We start from the raw sequence: 23,771 nt of genomic DNA on the forward strand, positions 1-23,771 counted from the left end.
CGGCCTCGCTTCGCTAGCCGTTTTCGGCGCCCAAGTCATCGACGGGCGAAATTCGACTCTGGTTGCGGTTAAACCACTCGAAGTTCGCTTGGTAATCCGGTCAAAGCGCCATCGGCGTACGCGATGTCGTAGTCGGCGATGCGGAGGCCGGTGACTGCCGGGGCGTCGGGGAGTGGGCGTAGGCGGATGATGCCGTTGGGGACGTCGGGGTCGAGGCCGAGCAGGGACTGCACGATCAGGACTGAGGCGGCGGCCGACCACGCCTGGGGGTGACACGACGCCGGGTACGGCATGGGGCGGCCGATGTCGGTGCGGGCGTCCCCGGCGTACAGCTCCGGGAGCCGGAAGCCGAACGCCTCGGCCGCGCTGAGCAGGCCGTCGACGAGGCGGGCGGCCTCGGCCGCGAAACCGCCCCGGGCCAGCCCCGCCGCCGCGATCGCGGTGTCGTGGGCCCAGACCGAGCCGCAGTGGTACGACAGCGGCGCGAACCCGCCGTCGGCGGCCGACATCGTGCGCAGGCCGTAGCCGCCGGACATGTCCTCCGCGCCGAGCGCCGCGGCCACCCGGGCCTCCTCGTCGCCGGTCAGCAGGCCGGTGCCCAGCAGGTGGCCGATGTTGCTGGTCAGCGCGTCGACCGGCCGCTTGCCACGGTCGAGCGCCAGCGCGGGGTAGCGGCCACCGTCCACCCAGAACGCCTGGCGGAACCGGTCGCTCAGCGCGGCGGCGTACGTGCGCCAACGGTCGCCGCCGGGGCGGCCGAACGCGTCGAGCAGGGCGGCGCCGTCGAGGGCGGCCCGATACGCGTAGCCCTGCACCTCGGCCAGCGCGATCGGCGGGTCGGCGAGGCGGCCGTCGTGGAAGCGGACCGCGTCGTGCGAGTCCTTCCAGCCCTGGTTGGCCAGCCCGCGCCCGGTCGGGTCGAGGTATTCGAGGAAGCCGTCGCCGTCCGGGTCGGCGTGCTCGTCGAGCCAGCCCAGCGCGGCCTCGAGCGCGGGCAGCAGCGCCTCGATCTCAGCCGGGTCGTGGCCCCAGCGCCAGGCGTCGTGCAGCAGGCTGACCCAGAGCAGGGTGGCGTCGATCGTGCCGTAGTAGACCGCGGGCAGCCGCCCCTCGACCTGCACGTCCGAGCGGCGCAGCTCGTGCATGATCTTGCCGGGCGCCTCGCCGGTCTCCGGGTCGAGCTTCGTGCCCTGGCGGCGGGCCAGCACCCGCAGCGTGCCGAGCGCCAGGTCGGTGCCGAGCGGCAGCATCATCCGGGCCGCCCACAGGCTGTCGCGGCCGAAGAGCGTGAGATACCAGGGCACGCCGGCGCCGAGGAACGTGTCGCCGTCGTCGATCGCGGTGGTCAGGCGCAGGGCGGCCAGGTCGTCGAGGGACTGGTCGACGAGGCGGGCCAGCCGGCGGTCGGGGCCGGTGATCGTGGGGCGGGCGAAGGTGCCGCGGGGGCCGGGGAACATCACGGCGTGCGGGTCGTCCACGTCGAGGGACCAACGGACGACCACGCTGCCACCGGGTGCGATTGTCACCGTCCTACGCAGGTCACCTGAGATCCGTACGGGGAAGTCGCCTTGGGCCTGCGAGAGTCCGATATTTCCTGACTTAACCTGCTCGATCGGCGCGAGATCGCTGGCGGTATCGATCGCCAACGTGGTCGTAACCGGCGAGATCGCGGTGGAGGAAATCGTGACCTCCTCGTCGAGGCCACCAGCGCGAACCCGCCGTACGCGATCAATGCGGACGGTCGGATCGGGACCGGGATCGCCGAGCCAGCGGGCCAGCGAGACGAACCGCGTGGCGCCCGGCCCGGCCTGCGCGTGACCGATCGGCTCGGGCTCGCGACCGTCGAGCCGCAGCACGGCCAGCGAGAGCACCCGGCGGTCGGCATGGAACACCCCGTGCACGCCGGTGGCCCGGATCTGACCGTCGGGCCCGGAGAGCGCCGAGGTCGGCGCGGCCAGGGTGGGCACCAGATCGTGCAGAAGCGGCTGGAGAGACAAGGTCGAACTCCCGGGTTGACAGCGGGCCGGGGTGGAGGCAAAGTGCGAAACAACCCCGTAACTTGATCGATCCAATCCTGCCCTATCAGAATTTGATCGTTCAAGACCCAGGAAGGTATTCAAGGGTGCAGAAGGTGACGATCGCGACGGTGGCCCGCCGGGCCGGCGTCTCCCGCCAGACCGTGTCCAATGTGATCAACACGCCGGACGTGGTGCGCGAGGAGACCCGGGAGCGGGTCCGCGAGGCGATCGAGGAGCTCGGCTATCGGGTCAACCAGGCCGCCCGGCAGATGCGCACGGGCCGGTCGCGCCTGATCGCGGTGCGCATCGAGCCCGCCCGCGACGGCATCAACGGCTCGGTGCTCGACCGCTTCCTGCACGGCCTGACCGACGCCGCCGGGCTCGCGGGCTATCGCGTGATGCTCTACACGGCGGGCGGCGACGCCGACGAGATCGCCACCTATGACGAGCTGCTGAACGCGTACGACCTGGACGCGTTCGTCCTGACCAGCACGCACCACGGCGATCCGCGCACGTCGTGGCTGGCCGCCCGGGACGTGCCGTTCGTGACCTTCGGCCGGCCGTGGGGCGCGCCGGACACCCACTCGTGGGTCGACGTCGACAATGCCGCGGGCACGGCCGCCGCCACCTCGCATCTGCTGTCCGCGGGCCACCGGCGTATCGGATTCCTGGGCTGGCCCGCCGGCTCGGGGGTGGGTGACGCCCGGCGCGAGGGGTGGCATCGGGCGGCCGGTCTCTCAGCGCTGTCAGCGACTTCCTCGGATGGCGTCGAGCCGGGCGCGGCGGCGGCTAAGTCCCTTTTGTCTCGACCGGAGGCTCCAACCGCCCTTGTCTGCGCCAGCGACTCCCTCGCCCTCGGCGCCCTCCAAGCCGCCCGCGAACTGGGCCGCGACTGCGCGGTGGTCGGCTTCGACGACACCGCCGTCGCCCAGGCGATCGGGCTGACCAGCGTTAGCCAGCCCCTCGCCGAGGCGGCCGCCCGCTGCATGGGCCTGCTCACCGAGTTGCTGGACGGCCGCGCGCCGTCCCTCCCGACGACCGTCCTGCTCCCTCCGTCCCTGGTCGTCCGTCAGACGGCCTGACTCCCCTGGAGACCCCTGATGAGAAGCAAACTCTGCGGCGCCGCCCTCGCCGCCGTGCTCGTCGTGACGAGTGCGTGCGGCAGCGGCTTCGACGACAACGGATCGACCACCACGCAGGAGAGCACCGGCCCGGCCGACCTCAAGATCATGATCGCCTCGTCCGGTGACGCCGAGACCAAGGCGGTGACGGCGGCGGCCACGGCGTGGGCCTCGAGCAGCGGCAACAAGGCGACCATCACCCCGGCCCAGGACATCGTGCAGCAGCTCGGCCAGGCCCTCGCGGGCAGCACGCCGCCCGACGTCTTCTACGTCGACGCGGCCCGGTTCGCCGACTACGCGAGCGTCGGGGCCCTGGAGCCGTACGCGCAGGGGCTGGACGGGGTGGACGCGTTCCTGCCGAATCTGCGGCAGAGCTTCACGTACGAGGACAAGCTGTACTGCGTACCGAAGGACACCTCGACCCTCGCCCTGCAGATCAACACCGACCTGTGGGCCAAGGCCGGGCTGACCGACGCCGACATCCCCACCACCTGGGAGCAGCTGCGCTCGACGGCCGAGAAGATCAAGGCCAAGGGCGTCACCCCGCTCGCGATCGGCGACACCCGCGACCGCATCGGGGCCTTCCTCGTGCAGGCGGGCGGCTATTGGGTGAGCGCGGACGGCAAGCAGGCGACCGGCGACACCCCGCAGAACGTCGAGGCCCTCACATACGTACAGGGTCTGTTGAAGGATGGTCTGGCGAAGTATCCGAAGGCCATGGACGCGGGCTGGGCGGGCGAGGCCTTCGGCAAGGGCAAGGCCGCGATGGCGATCGAGGGCAACTGGATCAAGGGTGCGCTGAAAGCCGACTTCCCGGCCATCAAATACACGGTCAAGGAGCTGCCCGCCGGGCCCAAGGGCAAGGGCACGCTCAGCTTCACCCAGTGCTGGGGCATCGCCGCCAAGAGCAAGTTCAAGTCGCAGGCGGTCGCCTTCGTGCAGGCCATGACCGGCGCCGACCAGCAGCTCAGCTTTAGCAAGGCGTTCGGCGTGATGCCCTCCCGGCAGGACGCGCAGGCCACCTATCAGCAGCAGAACCCGGACGACGCCGCGTTCGTGGCGGGCGCGCAATACGCGCAGGGCCCGGTCAACGCGCCCAAGATGGACAGTGTGCTGGCCGACCTCGACGCCGGGCTGCAGGGCCTGCAGAACGGCAACCCGGCGACGGTGCTGCAACGCTTCGACAAGAACGCCAAGACGGCCCTCGGCGGCTGACCTTGTTTGCCAGAAAGGGCATCCGCGGCAACGAGCAGCCGGCCGGCTGGCTGTTCGTCGCGCCCGCCCTCATCATCCTCGGCCTGTTCATGCTGCTGCCGATCCTGATGGCGCTGTGGGTCAGCCTGACCAGATGGAACGGCCAGGGCAGCCCGTTCACCGGCGACGTGCCCTTCGCCGGGCTCGGCAACTACACCCGGCTGTTCACCGACGAGGGGCTGGCCCGGCAGGATTTCATGACCAGCATCCGGAACAACGCTTACTACGTGTTCCTGGTGGTGCCGATCCAGACCGTCCTCGCGCTCGGGCTCGCGTTGATCGTCAACAACCGCCTGCTCAAGGGCAAAGGCTTCTTCCGTACGGCGTTCTACTTCCCGTCCGTCACCAGCTCGGTGGCGATCAGCGTGGTGTTCCTGTTCATGTTCGCCAACGGCGGGGCGATCAACGCGATCCTGAGCGTCTTCGGCATCCAAGGGCCGCAGTGGTTCTCGGATCCGCGTGGACTGCTCCATCTGCTTTTCGAGCGTTTGGGCGTCTCGCCTTTCCTCACCGATTCCGGGCTTTTCGGTCTGTCCTGGTGGGACTGGCTGTCGGGGCCCAGCGTGGCCATGTGCGCGATCATCTCGCTGGTCGTGTGGACGACGTCCGGCACGTTCATGGTGATGTTCCTGGCCGCCCTGCAGAACGTGCCGGTGCAGCTCGAAGAGGCGGGCCGGATCGACGGCGCGAACCGCTGGCAACTGCTGCGCCATGTGATCCTGCCGCAGCTGCGCCCGACCACCTTCCTGGTGATCACACTGGGTTTGATCGGCACGTGGCAGGTGTTCGACCAGATCTACGTGATGAGCCAGGGCAACCCGGCCAAGACCACGCTGACCCCGGCGTTCCTGTCCTACCGCACGGCGTTCCGCGACTTCGACTACGGCTCGGGCGCGGCCATCTCGTTCGTGCTGTTCCTGATCATCGTGCTGCTCACGCTGCTGCAGCGGCGGCTCACCCGGGAGCGTGACTCGTGATCCGTACGCTGGCCTCACGGTTCCTGGGCTACGCGATCCTGATCTTCTTCGCGCTGGTCTTCCTCTACCCGTTCGTCATCCAGATCGCGAACTCGTTCAAAACCGAGTCGAACGCGGCCGACAACCCGCTCTCGCCGATCCCCTCACCCGTCGTCACCGATTCCCTCGTACGGATTTTCGAGGGCACCGGCTTTCCCACCTGGCTCGGCAACTCGGTGCTGGTCACCGTCGTCGTGACGATCGGGCGCGTGCTGTTCGCCTCGATGGCCGGCTACGCCCTGTCGCGCCTGCGGTTCCGTGGTCGCAAAGCCCTCTTCGCCGGGCTGCTCGCGCTGATGGCCGTGCCGCCGGTCGTGCTGCTCATCCCGAAATTCCTCGTGCTCAACCAGCTCGGCATGTACAACAGCTACTCCGGTTTGATCGTGCCGCTGCTGGCCGACGCCACCGGCATCTTCGTGATGAAACAGTTCTTCGACTCGGTGCCGGTCAGCGTGGAAGAGGCGGCCCGCATCGACGGGGCGGGGGCGTTCCGCATGTTCTGGTCGGTGGTGCTGCCGATGGCTAAGCCGGCGCTGATCACGCTGACCATCCTGTCGTTCACGGGGTCGTGGAACGAGTTTCCGCACACGCTGGTCTCGGTGCAGGACCCGGGGCTGTTCACGCTGCCGCGCGGGCTGGCCGACCTGGTGAGCGGGTCGCTGGGGGCGGGCACGCAATATCCGCTCAAACTGGGAGCGGCCCTGCTGGCCACCATCCCCGTGGCGATCATCTTCGTGATCTTCCAACGCTATTTCGTACGCGACGCCGCCGCCGGCGCCGACAAGGGCTGACCCGGTCGTCGCCGCAACGTCCACCAGTTGGCTCGGCCCAGGGCGGCGACCAGCGCCGGGGCCAGCACGCCACGCACGATCGTGGCGTCGATGACAATGCCGAGCGCGAGCGCGGTGGCCAGCATCTTCACCTCGGTGGTGGGCACCTGCACCAGCGAGATGAAGGCCAGGAACAGGATCAGCGCGGCCGAGGTGACCAGCCGGCCGGTGCGGGCCAGGCCGTGCACGGTCGCCGCATCGGTCGCATGGCCGTTGTCGTGCTCCTCGCGGATTCGGGACAGCAGAAAGACCTCGTAGTCCATGGACAATCCGAACACCGAGCGGCCCGCCGTGGCCATCGACCGGTGCACGGCCTCGGCCGGATCCGCGCCGCGGCCGAGTTCCTCGCGCCACCGCGTGACGATCAGCAGGGCGTAGTCGATGGCCACGCCCAGGCCGATCAACGCCAGCAGGACTGCACGATGAACGAGATGTCGGTCAGTCCGGTCAGCCCCCAGACGAACAGCAAGGTCGTCAGGATCGACCCGGCCGCGATCAGCAGCGGCAGCAGGGCCAGCGCCGAGCCGAACACCAGGAGCAGCACGATCAGCGCCCCGGCGGCGGTCTCGATCAGCACATCGGCGCCCTGGTCGCCACCACCTTCGGCCGCGAGCGCGTCTTTGCCGGTCACCGTCACCGAGTGCGCCGCCGCCACCCGCCCCAGCGCGGGGAGGGCCTGGACGTACGGTTCCGGGCCGGGAACGATCCGGGGGTAGACCACGACCACCGCGGCCCGTCCGTCCGCCGATCGCAGTGCCTTCTCATCGGCGTACGACAGAACGCTCGCGCCGGGCAGGGCCTGCTCGACCGCCGCGACCAACCGGCCGGCCCGTTCCGCCGAGGGCCGGCGATCGACCAGCAGAACCGGAAGAGCGTCCCCGCCCGACCCGAACCGTTCCTTGATCACCTGATTGGTCTCGAAACCGGGCTGGCCGGGCAGGGAGAAGCGGTGAGCGTCGAACAAACGTGGCCGGGACCGGCGCCCGACGACATCGTGGCGTGGACCCTCGTGCAGGCCAGTCATCGCGTCGCCCGGCGCTTCCGGTCGGCGTTCGGCCGGCTCGGGCTCTCACCCACGCAGTTCGGCGTCCTGCTCGAGCTCGACCTGCACCCCGGCTCATCGAACGGCGAAGTCGCGCGGGCGGTGCTGGTGACCCCGCAGTCGATGAGTGACCTGCTGAACTCGCTGCAACGTCTCGGCTACGTCGAACGGGACGGGTCGGCCGGCCAGGGCCATCGGGTTCCGGCCCGGTTGACCGCGGCCGGCCGGCAGGTTCTGCGCGAGTGCGCGACAGCGGTCATGGGGGTGGAGGAATCCCTCGGGCTGACCCGGGAACAGGCCGGACAGCTCAATTCGCTGCTGCACGCCGTCTCGGCACGGCCGGACGACCCGGCCGACCCCGCTGATCAGGACCCGAACCGATAAGTTGTGCTCCTGTGAACCAGCTTTCCGTCCGCGGCCGCCGGGTCCGGGTGCTCGCCACCCTGCTCGCGGGGGTCCTGCTGCTCGCCGGCACCCTGTGGGGCACCGACGACGACTTCCCGTTCGGCCCCTTCCGGATGTATTCGACGGCCCCCGACCCCAACGGTGACGCCCGCGACACCCGCGTCGAGGGCGTCGACGCCGAGGGCCGCACGGTCGCGATCACCGAGGGCAACAGCGGCATCCGCCGGGCCGAGATCGAGGGTCAGCAGCAGGCGTACGTGGATGATCCGTCCCGCTTGAGCCGGGTCGCCTCGGCGTACGCGGAGCACACGCCGGGCGCGGCGCCGCTGAGCGCGGTGCGCATCGTGGTGCGCTGGCACGGCATCGAGCACGCCCGCCCCACCGGCACGTGGCGGGACGAGGTCGTGGCCGAATGGAAGCGCCCATGAGGTGGCTGTTCGCGCCGGTGCCGCTCGGTCGGATCGCGGCCTTCCGCACGCTGGTCTACGTCTTCGTCGCCCTCGATTTGACCGTCTTCACGCCCTGGGTGCGGTCACACGCCAACACTCCCGGCGAGCTCTACGAGCCGCTGCTGATCGGCCGGATCCTCCCGTTGCCGACGCCGACGCACTTCCTCGTGTGGGCCGTCTTCTGGGCCTTGATCGTGCTCTCGCTGGCCGCCGCCACCGGGCGGGCACCGCGCGTTCTGGGCTGGGCGGTGTTCGCGCTCTACCTGGAGTGGATGGTCATCGCGATGAGCTACGGCAAGGTCGACCACGACCGGGTCGGTCTGCTCGTGGCGCTGGCCGTGCTGCCGACGATCGGCAGGGCCCGCTTCGGCGACAAGACGCTCTCGGAGGCCGCCGGGTGGGCCTTGCGGGTCACCCAGATCGCCGTGATCTGCACGTATTTCCTGGCCGCGTGGGCCAAGCTGCGGTTCGGCGGCATCGACTGGGTGACCAGCGCGGTGCTGGCCCAGGCGATCATCCGCCGGGGCACGTGGCTGGCCGACCACATCGCGGTGGTCCCCGGCCTGCTGATCGCGGCCCAGGTCGGCATCATCCTGTTCGAGCTGCTGAGCCCGCTGATCTTCGTGGTGCCGCAGCGGTTCCGCTGGATGGGCGTGGCGTTCTTCTACTCGTTCCACGTCATGACGTTCTCGATGATCACGATCTCGTTCGCCCCGCACCTCGTGGCGATGGCGAGCTTCCTGCCGCTGGAGAAGGTGCGCCCGATCGAGTGGGTGCGCCGCCGCCTCGGCCGCCCGAGCGGGAGGGCTCAGGCGTCCTTGGGGTAGAGGAGGTCGCGCTGGGCCTGGGGGAGCGAGCAGGCCGCCGTGCCGCCCGGCAGCAGGTGGCGGTGACCCGAGATCCAGCGATACGCCGGCCACGCCGCCAGCCGGATCGGACCCAGCTGCATCGCGCCGCCCGCCAGCTGCCAGCCGCGGCCCGCGTCGTTCAGCATCAGGGCGATCGCGTCGGGGCCCGCGGCCGTCGTGCCGTCGGGGCCGACCCACTGCACGGCCTCCTCGCACTGCTCGACCGTGAGGCCGAGCGCGTCGAGGTCGGCGAACTGCCACGGGATCACCCGGGCGTGGGTCGGGATGCGCGTCTCGATGAACTCGGCGCACGTCGTACAGAAGGAGCAGTCGCCGTCGTAGACGAAGGTCGGCGTGGTCACCCGGCTATTCTCCGCTCACGGCCACGTGCAGCCGCAGCTGGGGGACGAGCATGTCGTCCACGTCGAGCGCCCGGCCCGCGCCGTCGGGCTCCCAGCCGGCCGAGGTCAGGAACTTCTGCATCGCCTTGTCCTGCTCGTACGCCCAGGCCACCGCGTACGTGAAGTGGTCGTCGCGCCAGTGGGCGACCGCGGCCGAGAGCAAGCGGCTGCCGTGCCCGCGCCGGCCCCAGCGCGGCTCGACCAGCAGGTCGGTGATCGCGGCGACCGTCTCGGGCAGCTCCGGCTCCTCGGGGGCCAGGGCCTGCTCGTCGGCCGGGCCGAACGCCGCGAAGCCGACCGTGCTCGACGCCGCCTCACCCTGCTCGACCGCGACCAGCACGCGATGCCGCTCGGTCGGCGGGCGCTCGATCGCCTCGGTCCAACCCCGGCCCAGGTACGCCTCGTCGAGGTTCGCGAGCACGTGGGCGGGGAACATGCGCCGATACGCCGAGCGCCACGTGGACAGCTGGATGCGGGCGATCTCCGCCGCGTCCTCGGGGCGGGCGGGACGGACGAAGCCGATTGCCATGTGGGGAGCCTACAGAGGCGTCGCGTACCGCAGCTCGGGCAGTTCGACCATCGAACCGCGCGGCGTCCACATCTTGCGGGCGCCGTCCGGGGTCAGGCCCATCCGCTCGTAGAAGCCGCGGGCCGCGTGGTTCTCCTCGAGCACCCACAGCCGCATGCTCGGGAAACCAGCCGCGCTCAGTCCGGCCCGGGCCGCCTCGAGCAGCCGGCGGCCGATGCCGTGGCCGGCGTGGGTGGCGAGCACGTAGATGCCGTACAGCTCGCCCTCGGCGGGATCCGAGCGGTCGGGTCCAAAAGTGACGAAGGCGACGATGCGGCCGTCCTCGATAGCGATCAGGTGCTCGGCGTCCGGGTACGGGTTGCTTCGGCGGCGGGCCGCGAACGCCGCCGGGTCCAGCGCGTCGAGGTGCTCAGCCGGGACAATTCCCTCGTACGCGGTCTGCCAGGTCTTGACGTGCATGGCCGCGACCTCGTCGTAGTCGGCCTCGGTGATCCGCCGGAGCTCGGTCATCCCGCGATTTTGTCGTACCCCTGGTCTAGCGTGCTCATCGATGGCTCTCCCAGACTCTCTCTCCGTCGCGCAGGCCCGCCGGGTGACGCTGGCCGCGCAGGGTTTCGCCGACGCCAAGCCGGGCGGCGCGACCGACCTGCGTCACCTTCGCCGGGTGCTGCGCCGGGTCCACCTGATCCAGATGGATTCGGTCAATGTGCTGCAGCGGGCCCACTTCATGCCGCTCTACAGCAGGCTCGGGCCCTATCCGGTCGAGCTGCTCGAGCGGGCGGCCTATCGCAAGCCGCGCGACCTGTTCGAGTTCTGGGGTCACGAGGCGTCGCTGATCACCACCGACCTGCAGCCGCTGTTCCGCTGGCGGATGGCCCGCGCGGCCGAGATGGCCTGGGGCGGCATGCGCCGGGTCGCGCAGGAGCAGCCCGAGCTGGTCGCCCGCGTGCTCGGCGTGGTGCGCGACCGCGGCCCGATCACGGCGGCGGAGATCGAGCACGACGAGCCCCGCCGCAAGGACAACTGGGGCTGGAACTGGTCGGCCGTCAAGCAGGCCCTCGAGTGGCTCTTCTACACCGGGCAGATCACCGCGGCCGAGCGCACGACGTCGTTCGCCCGGCGTTACGACCTGCCCGAGCGGGTGCTGCCCCAGGCCGTGCTCAACGCGCCGACCCCCGCCCCGGCCGACGCCTTCCGGGCCCTGGTCGAGCTCTCGGCCCGCGCGCTCGGGGTGGCCGCCGAGCCCGAGCTGCGCGATTACTTCCGCCTCCCGGTCGACGGCTTCAAGCAGGCCGTGGCCGAGCTGGTCGACGATCAGGTGCTGCGCCCGGTGACCGTCCCCGGGTGGAAGCAGCCGACCTATCTGCATCACGAGGCGAAGCTGCCCCGCTGGGTGCGCGCGGCCACGCTGGTCAGCCCCTTCGACCCGCTGATCTGGGAGCGGGGGCGCACCGAGCGGCTGTTCGGCATGAATTACCGCATCGAGATCTACGTGCCGGCCGCGCAGCGCCTCTACGGGTATTACGTGCTGCCGTTCCTGCTCGGCGATCAGCTGGCGGCCCGGGTCGATCTCAAGGCCGACCGCAAGACGGGCCGGCTGCTGATCCCGGCCGCCTGGCTCGAGCCCGGGGCCGAGCAGGAGGAGACTGCCACCGCCCTCGCCGCCGAGCTGCAGCGCCTGGCCGCCTGGTTGAGCCTCGACGAGATCGCCCCGCCCGAGCGCGGCGACCTGGCGGGCCCGCTGACCTCGGCCCTGAAGTTGATCACGGCAAGAGGGACGGCGGGTTGATCACGGTAGAGAGGCGGCGAGTTGTTCACGGGTAGAGGGGCGGCGAGTTGATCACGCAAAGGCCGCGAGTCGATCATGGGTGGAGGGGCGGGGCGGAGCGGGCGATGAGCGGCGATCTTGGGGGAGTGAGCAGCGGCCGGCCGGGTGTACCGTGGCGGGCATGACCACCGCCACCGAGCGCCCGTGGCTGGATGACCAGCCGGTGCAGGGTCCGCCGGTGCCGCCGGAGTGGCTGGCCTATTACGCGCAGCAGCAGGCCGCGAGGGAGCCCGACCGGGTTACCCGTTTCGTGCAGAAAATCTGGACCAGGTCGCCGATCTGGGCCGCCCCCGTGGCACTGCTGGTCTGCATGGGCGGCGCGGTCGGCTACACCCTGGCCACCCACCCGGCCGAGGCCGGCGCCGGTGACGCCCCCACCTGCCTGCTCAAATACACCACCGGCTTCGTCTGCCCGGGCTGCGGCGGCACCCGCGCCGCGTGGTATCTGCTGCATGGCGACCTCCCCGCCGCCGCCCGCCACCACGCCCTCTTCACCTTCGCGGTCCCGTTCCTCCTTTATCTGTACGTGGCCTGGGCCGCGAAGCGCCTCTTCAAGTGGAACCTGCCGCAGCTCAATCTCAGCCCGGCCGTCCTGATCACGTTTGTCGCTGTGTGGGCGGTCTGGAGCGTGCTGCGCAACCTGCCCTGGGCCCCGTTCACCGCGCTCTACGTCTGACCGGGCCGTCCTATAGGTTGTGGGTATGACGCACGACCCGCGACCCTTCGGACGGCTGCTGACCGCGATGGTCACCCCGTTCGCCCCGGACGGCTCCCTCGACGTCGAGGGCGCGGCGAAACTGGCCACCTATCTCGTGGACGAGCAGCGCAACGATGCTCTCGTCGTCAGCGGCACCACGGGCGAGTCGCCGACCACCACCGACGCCGAGAAGGAAATCCTGCTGCGGGCCGTGGTCGACGCGGTCGGCGACCGGGCCCGGGTCGTCGCGGGCGTGGGCACCAACAACACCGCCCACACCGTCGAGCTGGCGCACGCCGCGGAGAAGGCCGGGGCCCACGGCCTGCTGGTCGTGACGCCGTATTACAACAAGCCGCCGCAGGCGGGCGTGGCCAGGCATTTCCTCACCGTCGCGGACGCGGTGGGCCTGCCGGTGATGGTCTACGACATCCCGCATCGCGCCGGCACGGCGATCGCGACCGACACGATGTGCCGCATCGCCGAGCACGACCGCATCGTGGCGGTCAAGGACGCCAAGGGCGACCTCGTCGCCAGCTCAGAGGTGCTCAGCCGCACCGGCCTGGCCTATTACTCCGGCGACGACGCGGCCACCTTGCCGCTGCTGTCGATCGGCGGGGCCGGTCTGGTCGGCACGTCCACCCACTTCACCGGCGTGCTCGCCAAAGACATGATCGAGGCGTTCGAGCGCGGCGACAACGCCGCCGCTCTGGCCCTGCACCGGCAGGCCATGCCGCTGTTCACCGGCATCTTCCGCTCTCCGGGCACCATGCTGGTCAAGGCGGGCCTCAACGCTCAGGGCCGCCCGGCGGGCCCGGTCCGCTCGCCGCTGGTCGACGCGACCGGCGCCGAGCTCGACCAGCTGCGCCAGGACGCCGCCGCCGCCGGCATCGCCCTGTAAAAGGGGCGGCCGGCCTCACCGACGAAAGACAGATAAACCGCATGAGCCAAGCCCACGTGGAACTCGATCCGCCGCCGCCGCTGCCGGAGGGCGCCCTGCGCGTCATCCCGATGGGTGGCCTCGGCGCCATCGGCCGCAACATGACCGTCCTCGAGTTCGACGGGAAGCTGCTGGTCATTGACTGCGGCGTGCTCTTCCCCGACGTGGAGCAGCCGGGCGTCGACCTGATCCTGCCCGACTTCTCCCCGATCCTCGACCGGCTCGACGACGTCCAGGCGATCGTGCTCACGCACGGCCACGAGGACCACATCGGCGCCGTGCCCTATCTGCTGGCCCACAAGGCCGACATCCCGCTGGTCGGCTCCGAGTTCACGCTCGCGCTGGTCGAGGCCAAGCTGGCCGAGCGCCGCCTCGATCCGTACACGCTGACCGTGCGCGAGGGCCAGGTCGAGCGGCTCGGGCCGTTCGAGTGCGAGTTCTTCGCGGTCAACCACTCGATTCCCGACGCGCTGGCCGTCGCCGTGCGCACCCCGGCCGGCCTGATCCTGCACACCGGCGACTTCAAGATGGACCAGGTGCCGCTCGACGGCCGCATCACCGACCTGGCCGGGTTCGCGCGGCTCGGTGCCGAGGGCGTCGACCTGCTGCTCTCCGACTCGACGAACGCCGAGGTGCCCGGGTTCGTGGCGCCCGAGCGCGACATCGGCCCGGTGCTCAGCTCGATCTTCGGCAAGGCCCGCGGCCGCATCATCGTGGCCAGCTTCGCCTCCCACGTGCACCGCGTGCAGCAGGTCATGGACGCCGCCTGGGAATACGAGCGCAAGGTCGCGCTGATCGGCCGCTCGATGGTCCGCAACATGGGCATCGCCCGTGACCTGGGTCTGCTCAACATCCCGGACGGCCTGCTGGTCAACCTCGACGAGGCGACCAACATGCCGGCCGACGAGATCGTCTTCATGTCGACCGGCTCGCAGGGTGAGCCGATGAGCGCGCTGGGCCGCATGGCCACCGGCGACCACCGGCACATCACCATCGAGCCCGGCGACACGGTCGTGCTGGCCAGCTCGCTGGTGCCGGGCAACGAGACCTCGGTCTACCGGGTGATCAACCGGCTGTCCCGGGCCGGCGCCACGGTCGTGCACAAAGAGACGGCCAAGGTGCACGTCTCGGGTCACGCTCCGGCCGGCGAGCTGCGCTACCTGCTCAACGTCGTCCGCCCGAGCAACCTCATGCCGGTGCACGGCGAGTGGCGGCATCTGCGCGCCCACGCCCAGCTCGGCGTCGAGACCGGTGTCGCGCCCGACCGGGTCGTGCTCTGCGAGGACGGCGACGTGGTCGACCTCGTCGAGGGTCACGCCCGGCATGTCGGCCGCGTGCAGAACAGATACGTCTACGTCGACGGGCTCGCGGTCGGCGACGTCAGCGAGTCGCTGCTGACCGAGCGGCGGATCCTGGGCGACGGCGGCTTCATCTCGGCCACGGTGGTGATCGACTCGGTGACCGGCAAGGTGGTCGGCGAGCCGAACATCTCGGCCAAGGGCTTCAGCGAGGACCCGGAGGCGTTCAACCCGGTGATTCCGTTGCTGACCGCCGCGCTGCACCGCTCGGCCGAGGACGGCATCACCGACACGCACCAGTTGCAGCAGGTTGTGCGGCGTACGGTCGGCCGCTGGGTCAACGACGCGTACCGCCGGCGCCCGATGATCGTGCCGACCGTCGTAGAAGTCTGATTCGATTTAAACCTTTCGCTGCCGTCTCCCGTACTTCTAGTCACCGGTGCCGCCCCCACGGCACCCGTTGGCGAGGGGAGTACCTCAGATGCAGCGCAGACGGATCGCCGTGGCGGCGGCGGTCGTGGTCGCGGCCGGGGCAGCGGTGGCTTTCACCCTGCCGTCCATGGCCGGCACCACGCCGTCGAGCAAGGCCGCCAAGCCCAGCCCGGGTGGCGTGGCGCCGCAGATTCTGGCGGCGATGAAGCGTGACCTGGGTCTGGATGGCGATCAGGCGACGGCCCGCTTGCAGCGGTCGAAGTGGGCGAGCGGCGTGAGCGCCAAGCTGTCGGCCCAGACGGGCGCCGATTTCGGCGGCGCCTGGCTGGCGGCCGACGGCAACACGCTCAAGATCGCCGTGACCGACCCGGCGGCGCAGGAGGCAGTGCGTGCCGCCGGCGCCGAGCCGGTGCTCGTCAAGCGCAGTGAGCAGGCGCTCGTCAAGGCCAAGGAGAGCCTCGACTCGGTGCGGTCCGAGGCCGCGGGCATCACCGGGTGGTATGTCGACGTCTCGACCAACAAGCTGGTCGTCGTGGCCAAGCCCGGCGAGCAGGCGGCCGCGAAGAAGCTGGCCCGCGCGGCCGGCGTCGCGGCCGGGTCGTATGCGGTCGTGGTCAGCACCGCGAGCCCGAAGCCGCTGTTCGACGTGCGCGGCGCCGACCCCTACTTCATCGCGGTCGACGGCGGCACGGCCCGCTGCTCGATCGGCTTCTCGGTCGAGGGCGGCTTCGTCACGGCCGGGCACTGCGGCGAGGTCGGCACCACCACGACCGGCTTCAACCAGCAGGCGCAGGGCGTCGTGCGGGCCTCGACCTTCCCGGGCGACGCCGACATGGGCTTCGTCGAGGTCAACGGCGACTGGACCCCGCGCGCGGTGGTCAACGACTTCGAGGGCAACGAGCTGCCCGTGGCCGGCAACACCGAGGCCCCGGTGGGCGCGGCGGTCTGCCGCTCCGGCTCCACGACCGGCACCTTCTGCGGCACGATCCTGGCCAAGAACCAGACCGTGGTCTACCCGGAGGGCGCGGTCACCGGTCTGACCCGCACCGACGTCTGCGCCGAGGGCGGCGACTCCGGCGGCCCGTGGCTCAGCGGTGACCAGGCCCAGGGCATGACCTCGGGCGGCTCCGGCGACTGCACGGTCGGCGGCGAGACGTTCTTCCAGCCGATCAACGAGATCCTGGCCGCCGAGGACCTGACGCTGGTGACCAGCGGCGGCGGCGACAACGCGGGCGCGGGCAACGGTGGCGGCGAGGCCGCCCCGCCGGCCGAGTCGGCCGGCGCCTGTGACGACCAGGCCGTGCAGCGCTCGGGCACCCTGCCCCGCGCACGCACCGCGCAGGCCCAGCCCGACGGCGCCGCCTTCCGGGCGAACGCCGGCCGGCAGACCGCCTGCCTGACGGCGGCCGACGGCGCCGACTTCGACCTGTTCCTGCAGCGCCTGACCAACCGGGGCTTCCGCACGGTGGCCAGCGACACGGGCGAGGGCGACAAGTCGATCTCGTTCAACGGCCGCTCCGGCACGTACCGGTACGTCGTTGTTGCCACCTCCGGCAACGGCACGTACGACCTGGGGTTCAGCACCCCGTGACGCGCCCGGCCACCAACCCTGCCTAGGTGGCGAAGCGCACTGATGCCGGGGAGCCGTGATGGCTCCCCGGCATCACACGTTTCTCAGGACTGCTGGCGCAGCTCGGCGACCTCGGTGGCGAGCTGCACGCTGGTGGCGATCGCGGCGATCATCACCTGGTCGAGCTGCTCGGGGGTCACGCCCTTCTCCCAGTCGGCGATCACCTCGCCGACCACGAGCACCGTCCCGTCGTCGTTGACGTGCACGTAGGCCTTGGGGAAGAGCTGGTCGTGGTTCCACGAGTTGCAGAACTCGTAGAGCCGGGGGACCGCGTCCATGTCGAACAGGTGCTGCACCATCGTCCGGACCTGCAGCACCTCCTGCTGCTGGCCGATCCGGAAGAAATAGACCAGGTTGCCCTGGAAATTGCCCCCGATGTCGCCGTCGGCGTCCTCGAAGTACTTGAAGTCGCGCGCGTCGAGCGCGTCCGTGATCATTTCCTTGGTGAACGGCTGCACTCGACGACCCTACGTCGGTGCGCCTTCCGGATTCATGAGCATCGCGGCGTTACGGTGTTCGCATGGCGGGCCGAACCTCTCCGGCGAGCCGGGGTCGCGCCGCGTCCACGCCGCGCGGCGCCGCGACCAGTCGTGCCCGGCAGCCGGCGGCACGCCAGCCGGCTCGCAAGCCGGCCAAGGCCACCAAGTCCGCTCGCCCCGCCGCCCGTCGCTCGGCGGCCCGCGCCCGGCCCAGCATGGGCTCGGCGATCGCCACCGGCATGGGCCGCGGCCTGGGCGCCGTCTGGATGGGCCTGGCCCACAGCGTCGGCTGGGCCGCCCGCGGCGTCGGCCGGCAGGCCGCCACGGCCAAGGAGATCGATCCCGAGCATCGCCGCGACGGCGCCGGTCTGCTCATGCTCGGCCTGGCCATCCTGGTCGGGGTGGCGGTCTGGGCCAACAGTGCCGGCCCGGTCGGACAGTGGCTGGCCGACTCGACCCACCTGTTCCTCGGCGGGCTCGCCGTCTTCCTTCCGCTGCTGCTGCTCTACGGCGCGATCCGGCTGATGCGCAAGCCGGCCGACCCCGAGCATCGCGGCCGCTCGGTCGTCGGCTGGACGGCCCTGGTCATCGCCACCGCGGCGCTGCTGCACATCAGCGAGCGGCCCACCGACGACGTCGGCATCACCAAGGCGGGCGGCCTGCTCGGCTACGCCTTCGGTGCGCTGCTCGAGCGCGCGGTCACCGCCTGGGTGGCCGTGCCGCTGCTGGTGCTGCTCTTCGTCTTCGGCCTGCTGGTGATCACGGCCACGCCGATCAACAAGATCCCCGAGCGGATCATGCTGCTGGTCGACGTGCTGATGGGCCGCTCGACCGAGCGCGCGCCGCTGCCCACGCCCGAGCTGCCCGACGACTACGACCCCGACGACGACAACGACGAGGAGGAGCCGGCCAAGAAGCGCCGCCCCTCACGTCGCCGGCAGGGCTCGCTGTCCGACATCGGGCTGGCCGAGCCGGAGCCCGAGCCCGCCGCCGAGGACGACTTCCTGGTGCACGACACGGTGGTCGTGCCCAAGGTGCCCGCCTCGCGCAAGAAGCCCGAGCCGCCGGAGCACTCCGAGCCGCTGCCGACCCGGGCCGAGCAGCTCGAGATCAGCTCGGTGCCGGGCGACTACCGCCTGCCGCCGCCGTCGCTGCTCGGCAAGGGCGCGCCGCCGAAGTCGCGGAGCCGGGCCAACGACGAGATCATGGCCGCCCTGAGCGGGGTGTTCGAGCAGTTCAACGTCGACGCGATGGTCACCGGCTTCACCCGGGGCCCGACGGTCACCCGCTACGAGGTCGAGATCGGGCCGGGCACCAAGGTCGAGCGCATCACGCAGCTCTCGCGCAACATCGCGTACGCGGTGAAGTCGCCCGATGTCCGGATCCTGAGCCCGATCCCCGGCAAGAGCGCCGTCGGCGTCGAGATCCCCAACACCGACCCCGAGAACGTGTCGCTCGGCGACGTGCTGCGCTCCCGGGCCTCGACCGCCGATCACCACCCGATGCTGGTCGCGCTGGGCAAGGACATCGAGGGCGGCTTCGTGGTGGCCAACCTGGCCAAGATGCCGCACATCCTGATCGCGGGCGCGACCGGCGCCGGCAAGAGCTCCTGCCTCAACTCGCTGCTCGTGTCGCTGCTGACCCGGTCGACCCCCGACGAGGTCCGCCTGCTGCTGGTCGACCCGAAGCGGGTGGAGATGACCGCGTACGAGGGGATTCCGCACCTCGTCACGCCGATCATCACGAACCCGAAGAAGGCCGCCGACGCGCTCGAGTGGGTCGTCCGCGAGATGGACATGCGCTACGACGACCTCGCGGCCAACGGCGTACGGCACATCGACGACTTCAACCGCAAGGTGCGCAGCGGCGAGATCGTCGCGCCGCCCGGCAGCGAGCGCGTGATGAAGCCGTACCCCTATCTGCTCGTCATCATCGACGAGCTGGCCGACCTGATGATGGTCGCGCCGCGCGACGTGGAGGACTCGGTCGTCCGCATCACCCAGCTCGCCCGGGCCGCCGGCATCCACCTCGTGCTGGCCACCCAGCGCCCGTCGGTCGACGTGGTCACCGGCCTGATCAAGGCGAACGTGCCGTCGCGGCTCGCGTTCGCCACCTCGTCGCTGGCCGACAGCCGGGTCATCCTCGACCAGCCGGGCGCCGAGAAGCTGCTGGGCCGCGGCGACGGCCTGTTCCTGCCGATGGGCGCCTCCAAGCCGACCCGTATCCAGGGCGCCTGGGTCGACGAGAAGGAAATCGCCGCGGTCGTCAAGTTCTGCAAGGACCAGCGCGAGCCGGAGTTCCGCGAGGACGTCACCGAGGCCCCGGCCAGCAAGAAGAAGCAGATCGACGAGGAGATCGGCGACGACCTCGAGGTGCTGATCCAGGCCATCGAGCTGGTCGTGACCTCGCAGTTCGGCTCGACGTCGATGCTGCAGCGCAAGCTGCGGGTCGGGTTCGCCAAGGCCGGCCGCCTGATGGACCTGATGGAGACGCGCGGCATCGTCGGCCCGTCCGAGGGCTCGAAGGCTCGCGACGTGCTGATCAAGCCCGACGAGCTGGAAGAGACCTTGGCGACGCTTCGACTGGACGAGTGAGCTTCTCCAGTTCGATCTCGAATGAGTCCCGCCGGAAGGCTTCACGCATCAGATAGACGAGGACCGTGAGCAGGGCGGCCAGCATCAGTAGGGCGGCGACCGTGGGCAGCACGGGGACGACGCGGCCGAACAGGTAGGGCTGGTAGGACAGCAGTGAGGATGCCTGCACCAGCAGCGGGACGAACCAGAGGCGTGGGATGAAGACCGCGAGCAGCACCGTCGTCACGTCGGCCAGGAAGAAATAGCGTTCGTGCATGCCGGGCAGCAGGAACGGCACGAGGATCGAGAACAGCGCGGCCACCACGACGATCCGTTCGGTGGTCAGCTCGACCGAGCGCGCGATCAGCACATAGATGACCCCGATGACGACCGCCGCGGTGAACAGATAGCCCAACGTACGCAGGCTGTCTTCCCGGGCGCCGCCGGTGACCAGGGCGAACACGTTAGGCGCGCGCAGGCTCAGCTCGGGCACGTTGACGGCCTGCCGGTTCATCGAATAGATCGTGAGCAGCTCGACCGGGTCGCGGCCGAAGACGATCGCCGGGAGGTCGAGCAGCAGATACGCGGCGGGGGCGGCCAGGAGCGTACGCCAGGGAATTTTGCCGGCCAGGGCGAGCAGCAGCAGGAGCGGGAAGATGAACACGCCCTGCGGTTTGAGGGCCAGCGCGACGCCGCACAGGGCGACACCCCACCAGGGCTTGCCCCGCAGCAGGTAATAGACGCCGCCCAGGGCGGGCGCGGCCCAGATCGAGTCGATCTGGCCCCACCACGACGCGTTGAGCACGACTGTCGGCAGCATCACGACGACCAGCGCGGCGGCCGTCGGGATGCGGCTGTTCGGGTAGCGCAGCGCGACGATGCGGTAGGCGAAGAACGCCAGCACGACGTCGAAGACGACCCACATCGCCTTGATCTTGAACAGCAGCGGGCCGGGCAGCAGATGGGTGAACGCCAGCAGATAGAGGAACGGCGCGTTGTAGTTGCCGACGTCGGCCCCCAGCGCGCGCCACTCGCCGGCCCGGCCCAGCTGGTGATACCACTGGAAGAAGATGTTCATGTCGTTCGTCTTCTCGCCGAAGCCGGCCCCGCGGGCCAGGATCGCGAGCACGACGAGCGCGCCGATGAGCAGCCACTCCGCGTGCCGGGCGGGCCTGTTTGAAGTCTGCATGGTGACCTGGGGTACGGCCCGGGCCCCCGATCGGATCAGTGCGCGGATGAACGAGGCGGGGAACCCGGCTAACCTTGCCTGGTGTCGGTAACTCCTTCTCCCCGCCGTGTCGCCCTGCTCACCCTCGGCTGTGCCCGTAACGAGGTCGACTCGGAAGAGCTCGCGGCCCGCCTCGACGCGGGCGGATGGCAGGTGAGCACCGACGCCGACGGGGCCGATGTGGTGGTCGTCAACACCTGCGGTTTCGTCGAGAAGGCGAAGCAGGACTCGATCGAGACGCTGCTCGCCGCGGCCGACACGGGCGCCAAGGTGGTCGCCGCCGGCTGCATGGCCGAGCGCTACGGCAAGGAGCTCGCCGACAGCCTGCCCGAGGCGTCCGCCGTGGTCAGCTTCGACGACTACACCGACATCGCGGCCCGCCTCGACGGGGTGCTGGCGGGCGAGACGTTCGACGCGCACACCCCGCGCGACCGGCGCGAGCTGCTGCCGATCACCCCCGTGCAGCGCCAGTCGGCCAAGGTCGTCATCCCCGGGCACGCCACCGTCGACGAGCACACCCCGGCCCACCTGCGCACGGTGCTGCGCCGCCGGCTCGACAACGGGCCGGTCGCGAGCCTCAAGCTGGCCAGCGGCTGCGACCGCAAGTGCGCGTTCTGCGCGATCCCGTCCTTCCGCGGCGCCTTCGTCTCCCGCGACCCTCAGGAGCTGCTGGCCGAGGCCGAGTGGCTGGCCAAGTCCGGCGTGCGCGAGCTGGTGCTGGTGAGCGAGAACAGCACCTCGTACGGGAAAGATCTTGGTGATCCACGTCTGCTCGAGAAGCTGTTGCCGCAGCTCGCGCGGGTCGACGGCATCGTGCGCGTGCGGGCCAGCTATCTGCAGCCCGCCGAGACCCGGCCCGGCCTGGTCGAGACGATCGCCACCACGCCCGGCGTCGCGCCCTACTTCGACCTGTCGTTCCAGCACTCCAGCGAGCCCCTGCTGCGCCGGATGCGGCGTTTCGGCTCGACCGACCGGTTCCTCGACCTGCTCGCCTCGGCCCGCGAGCTGGCCCCGGCGGCCGGCGCGCGCAGCAACTTCATCGTCGGCTTCCCCGGCGAGACCAAGGCCGACGTCGACGAGCTGGTGCGCTTCCTGTCCGAGGCCCGGCTCGACGCGATCGGCGTCTTCGACTACAGCGACGAGGACGGCACCGAGGCGGCCGGGCTCGACAAAAAGGTCAAGGAAGACACGATCAAGCGCCGGTACGACCGGATCGTCACGCTGGCCGACGAGCTCTGCAACCAGCGGGCCGAGGAGCGTCTCGGCTCGATCGTCGAGGTGCTGGTCGACACGGTCGAGGGCGGCGAGGTCGAGGGCCGCGCCGAGCACCAGGCGCCCGAGGTCGACGGCTCCACCATGCTCGTCCCCGGCAGCGGCGGGGCCGACCTGGCCGCGCTGCGCCCCGGCGACTTCGTGCGGGCCAGGGTCACCGCGACCGAGGGCGTCGACCTGGTCGCCGTGCCGGTCGAGATGATCTCCGCGGCGCCGGTGTCCCCGCGGTGACCGAGGAGCCGGTCCCGGTGACCGCTCCGCGTACGGTCTCGCCGTACAACCCGGCGAACATCCTCACCGTGCTGCGGATCGTGCTGGTCCCGGTGTTCCTCGCGCTGGTCGTCTCGTCGCAGCTCACCGGCACCGGCGCGCGCATCGTCACGTGCCTGGTCTTCTGCGTGGCCTCGGCGACCGACTTCGTGGACGGCTGGATCGCCCGGCGCTGGTCGCTGGTCACCTCGTTCGGCAAGGTCGCCGACCCGATCGCCGACAAGGCGCTCACCGGCACGGCGTTGGTGCTGCTCTCGGTCTACGACCGGCTGCCCTGGTGGGTGACCGTGCTGATCCTGGTGCGCGAGTGGGGCATCACCGCGCTCCGGTTCTGGGTCATCCGGTACGGCATCATCCCGGCCAGCCGCGGCGGCAAGCTCAAGACCGTGCTGCAGATCGCCGCGATCGCGTGGTATCTGTGGCCCGTCCCCACGCCGTTCGACATCGTCGGCCCGTGGCTGATGGGAGCGGCCACCCTCGTGACCGTCGTGACCGGTGTGGACTATGTGGTCGAGGCGCTGCGGCTGCGGCGCGATGCCCGGCGCGGGACAGGTTCGGGAGCCTAGACTTTTCGCTGTGGGAACTGAGATCGCGGCCCAGGTGGCCGTCCGCAGGCTGAAGGAACGCCGTGAGACGTTCGCCACCGCCGAGTCGCTGACCGGGGGTCTGGTCGCCGCGACCGTGGTCGAGATCGAGGGCGTGAGCAAGGTCTATCTCGGCGGCGTGGTGGTCTACGCGACCGAGATGAAACACGTCCTGGCCGGCGTACCGGAAAGGCTGCTGGCCGAGCGGGGCGCGGTCGACTCGGAGGTGGCGACGGCGCTGGCCGAGGGTGTGCGCGAGCGCTGCGGCGCCACCTGGGGCGTGGCCACGACCGGGGTGGCGGGTCCCGAGCCGCAGGACGGCAAGCCGGTGGGCCTGGTCTACGTGGCCGTCGCGGGCCCGAGCGGCGCTCAAGTGCGTGAGCTCAGACTCGACGGAGACCGGGCGGCAATCCGCACCGAAAGTGTGACGAGAGCGCTACTCCTGCTCGCAGACTGTCTCAAGGACGCCCCAGCGGTGGTCTGAGCTGGGGAATGTCCCAGTGATCAGGGTGGTTACGTGAAGGCCCCGCTGTCGGGCCGCCCCCAGAATTCGGCGGGGCGGGATGTCGGTATCGTCGGCAGCGGGTACGGTTGCGGGAAGCCTCCGGCGTGTGCCGGCGGCCCCGCCGC

24 protein-coding genes are annotated in these 23,771 nt (G+C 70.6%); 16 read left to right on the plus strand and 8 right to left on the minus strand.

Annotation, left to right across the window (positions count from 1 at the left end):
- Nucleotides 1-68 precede the first annotated feature (68 nt).
- Nucleotides 69-1,997: a glycogen debranching N-terminal domain-containing protein gene (locus JKJ07_RS04750; RefSeq protein WP_202990013.1), complete on the minus strand. Its 1,929-nt coding sequence runs from the start codon at nt 1,995-1,997 to the stop codon at nt 69-71.
- A 134-nt stretch (nt 1,998-2,131) separates the two neighbouring features.
- Between JKJ07_RS04750 and JKJ07_RS04755 the strand changes: the two genes are divergently transcribed.
- The 4 genes from JKJ07_RS04755 to JKJ07_RS04770 are packed head-to-tail and all read left to right on the plus strand — an operon-like array spanning nt 2,132 to nt 6,200.
- On the plus strand, nt 2,132-3,100 hold the full coding sequence (locus JKJ07_RS04755; protein ID WP_307834119.1) for a LacI family DNA-binding transcriptional regulator: 969 nt from the start codon (nt 2,132-2,134) through the stop codon (nt 3,098-3,100).
- Between the two features lie 18 nt (nt 3,101-3,118).
- Nucleotides 3,119-4,354, plus strand: coding sequence for a sugar ABC transporter substrate-binding protein (locus JKJ07_RS04760; protein ID WP_202990015.1), 1,236 nt, complete (start codon nt 3,119-3,121; stop codon nt 4,352-4,354).
- 2 nt (nt 4,355-4,356) lie between these two features.
- Nucleotides 4,357-5,370 carry a carbohydrate ABC transporter permease gene (locus JKJ07_RS04765; protein ID WP_202990016.1) on the plus strand — a complete coding sequence of 338 codons (1,014 nt, stop codon included), beginning with the start codon at nt 4,357-4,359 and terminating at the stop codon, nt 5,368-5,370.
- Nucleotides 5,367-6,200 carry a carbohydrate ABC transporter permease gene (locus tag JKJ07_RS04770; protein WP_202990017.1) on the plus strand — a complete coding sequence of 278 codons (834 nt, stop codon included), beginning with the start codon at nt 5,367-5,369 and terminating at the stop codon, nt 6,198-6,200. The genes JKJ07_RS04765 and JKJ07_RS04770 overlap by 4 nt, the downstream gene beginning before the upstream one ends.
- On the opposite strand, the gene JKJ07_RS04775 is transcribed toward JKJ07_RS04770, so the two are convergent.
- Entirely contained in the window at nt 6,158-6,628 is a 471-nt protein-coding gene (locus JKJ07_RS04775; RefSeq protein WP_202990018.1) for an MMPL family transporter, read from the minus strand. The genes JKJ07_RS04770 and JKJ07_RS04775 overlap by 43 nt on opposite strands.
- A gap of 11 nt (nt 6,629-6,639) precedes the next feature.
- Nucleotides 6,640-7,203: an MMPL family transporter gene (locus JKJ07_RS04780; protein WP_202990019.1), complete on the minus strand. Its 564-nt coding sequence runs from the start codon at nt 7,201-7,203 to the stop codon at nt 6,640-6,642.
- Between JKJ07_RS04780 and JKJ07_RS51030 the strand changes: the two genes are divergently transcribed.
- Genes JKJ07_RS51030 through JKJ07_RS04795 form a run of 3 tightly spaced genes read left to right on the plus strand, consistent with a single transcriptional unit; the run spans nt 7,189 to nt 8,962 of the window.
- Entirely contained in the window at nt 7,189-7,665 is a 477-nt protein-coding gene (locus tag JKJ07_RS51030) for a MarR family winged helix-turn-helix transcriptional regulator (RefSeq protein WP_202990020.1), read from the plus strand. The two genes, JKJ07_RS04780 and JKJ07_RS51030, sit on opposite strands and share 15 nt — an antisense overlap.
- A gap of 11 nt (nt 7,666-7,676) precedes the next feature.
- A complete protein-coding gene (locus JKJ07_RS04790) occupies nt 7,677-8,114 on the plus strand; it encodes a hypothetical protein (protein ID WP_202990021.1) in 438 nt (145 codons plus the stop codon).
- On the plus strand, nt 8,111-8,962 hold the full coding sequence (locus JKJ07_RS04795; protein ID WP_236028423.1) for an HTTM domain-containing protein: 852 nt from the start codon (nt 8,111-8,113) through the stop codon (nt 8,960-8,962). The genes JKJ07_RS04790 and JKJ07_RS04795 overlap by 4 nt, the downstream gene beginning before the upstream one ends.
- Here the strand turns inward: JKJ07_RS04795 and JKJ07_RS04800 are convergent.
- The 3 genes from JKJ07_RS04800 to JKJ07_RS04810 are packed head-to-tail and all read right to left on the minus strand — an operon-like array spanning nt 8,944 to nt 10,423.
- Complete coding sequence (locus tag JKJ07_RS04800; protein ID WP_202990023.1) at nt 8,944-9,345, minus strand: thiol-disulfide oxidoreductase DCC family protein; 402 nt, start codon at nt 9,343-9,345, stop codon at nt 8,944-8,946. The two genes, JKJ07_RS04795 and JKJ07_RS04800, sit on opposite strands and share 19 nt — an antisense overlap.
- A 4-nt stretch (nt 9,346-9,349) precedes the next feature.
- Nucleotides 9,350-9,913 carry a GNAT family N-acetyltransferase gene (locus JKJ07_RS04805; protein ID WP_202990024.1) on the minus strand — a complete coding sequence of 188 codons (564 nt, stop codon included), beginning with the start codon at nt 9,911-9,913 and terminating at the stop codon, nt 9,350-9,352.
- Between the two features lie 9 nt (nt 9,914-9,922).
- Complete coding sequence (locus JKJ07_RS04810; protein ID WP_202990025.1) at nt 9,923-10,423, minus strand: GNAT family N-acetyltransferase; 501 nt, start codon at nt 10,421-10,423, stop codon at nt 9,923-9,925.
- Nucleotides 10,424-10,463: 40 nt separating this feature from the next.
- Between JKJ07_RS04810 and JKJ07_RS04815 the strand changes: the two genes are divergently transcribed.
- The 5 genes from JKJ07_RS04815 (at nt 10,464) to JKJ07_RS04835 (ending at nt 16,696) form a co-directional block, all read left to right on the plus strand.
- The gene (locus JKJ07_RS04815; protein WP_202990026.1) at nt 10,464-11,702 is read left to right on the plus strand and encodes a winged helix-turn-helix domain-containing protein; all 1,239 of its coding nucleotides are present in this window, start codon (nt 10,464-10,466) and stop codon (nt 11,700-11,702) included.
- A gap of 160 nt (nt 11,703-11,862) precedes the next feature.
- Nucleotides 11,863-12,417, plus strand: coding sequence for a DUF2752 domain-containing protein (locus JKJ07_RS04820; RefSeq protein WP_202990027.1), 555 nt, complete (start codon nt 11,863-11,865; stop codon nt 12,415-12,417).
- Nucleotides 12,418-12,442: 25 nt separating this feature from the next.
- The gene (dapA, locus tag JKJ07_RS04825; protein WP_202990028.1) at nt 12,443-13,336 is read left to right on the plus strand and encodes a 4-hydroxy-tetrahydrodipicolinate synthase; all 894 of its coding nucleotides are present in this window, start codon (nt 12,443-12,445) and stop codon (nt 13,334-13,336) included.
- 41 nt (nt 13,337-13,377) lie between these two features.
- Nucleotides 13,378-15,066: a ribonuclease J gene (locus JKJ07_RS04830; RefSeq protein ID WP_202990029.1), complete on the plus strand. Its 1,689-nt coding sequence runs from the start codon at nt 13,378-13,380 to the stop codon at nt 15,064-15,066.
- A gap of 88 nt (nt 15,067-15,154) precedes the next feature.
- Nucleotides 15,155-16,696, plus strand: coding sequence for a S1 family peptidase (locus JKJ07_RS04835; RefSeq protein WP_202990030.1), 1,542 nt, complete (start codon nt 15,155-15,157; stop codon nt 16,694-16,696).
- Between the two features lie 83 nt (nt 16,697-16,779).
- On the opposite strand, the gene JKJ07_RS04840 is transcribed toward JKJ07_RS04835, so the two are convergent.
- Nucleotides 16,780-17,193, minus strand: coding sequence for a YbjN domain-containing protein (locus JKJ07_RS04840; protein WP_307834120.1), 414 nt, complete (start codon nt 17,191-17,193; stop codon nt 16,780-16,782).
- Nucleotides 17,194-17,255: 62 nt separating this feature from the next.
- Between JKJ07_RS04840 and JKJ07_RS04845 the strand changes: the two genes are divergently transcribed.
- Nucleotides 17,256-19,808, plus strand: coding sequence for an FtsK/SpoIIIE family DNA translocase (locus JKJ07_RS04845; RefSeq protein WP_202990031.1), 2,553 nt, complete (start codon nt 17,256-17,258; stop codon nt 19,806-19,808).
- Here the strand turns inward: JKJ07_RS04845 and JKJ07_RS04850 are convergent.
- A complete protein-coding gene (locus JKJ07_RS04850; protein WP_202990032.1) occupies nt 19,756-20,976 on the minus strand; it encodes a glycosyltransferase 87 family protein in 1,221 nt (406 codons plus the stop codon). The genes JKJ07_RS04845 and JKJ07_RS04850 overlap by 53 nt on opposite strands.
- Nucleotides 20,977-21,057: 81 nt before the next feature.
- Between JKJ07_RS04850 and rimO the strand changes: the two genes are divergently transcribed.
- Genes rimO through JKJ07_RS04865 form a run of 3 tightly spaced genes read left to right on the plus strand, consistent with a single transcriptional unit; the run spans nt 21,058 to nt 23,625 of the window.
- Complete coding sequence (rimO, locus tag JKJ07_RS04855) at nt 21,058-22,518, plus strand: 30S ribosomal protein S12 methylthiotransferase RimO (protein ID WP_438871362.1); 1,461 nt, start codon at nt 21,058-21,060, stop codon at nt 22,516-22,518.
- Nucleotides 22,515-23,123: a CDP-diacylglycerol--glycerol-3-phosphate 3-phosphatidyltransferase gene (gene pgsA, locus JKJ07_RS04860; protein ID WP_202990033.1), complete on the plus strand. Its 609-nt coding sequence runs from the start codon at nt 22,515-22,517 to the stop codon at nt 23,121-23,123. The genes rimO and pgsA overlap by 4 nt, the downstream gene beginning before the upstream one ends.
- Nucleotides 23,092-23,625, plus strand: a complete 534-nt coding sequence (locus JKJ07_RS04865) for a CinA family protein (RefSeq protein ID WP_202990034.1) — start codon at nt 23,092-23,094, stop codon at nt 23,623-23,625. The genes pgsA and JKJ07_RS04865 overlap by 32 nt, the downstream gene beginning before the upstream one ends.
- The last annotated feature ends 146 nt before the right edge of the window (nt 23,626-23,771 follow it).

Origin of the sequence: Paractinoplanes lichenicola, assembly GCF_016785085.1 — a bacterium.
GTDB classification, from domain to species: domain Bacteria; phylum Actinomycetota; class Actinomycetes; order Mycobacteriales; family Micromonosporaceae; genus Actinoplanes; species Actinoplanes lichenicola.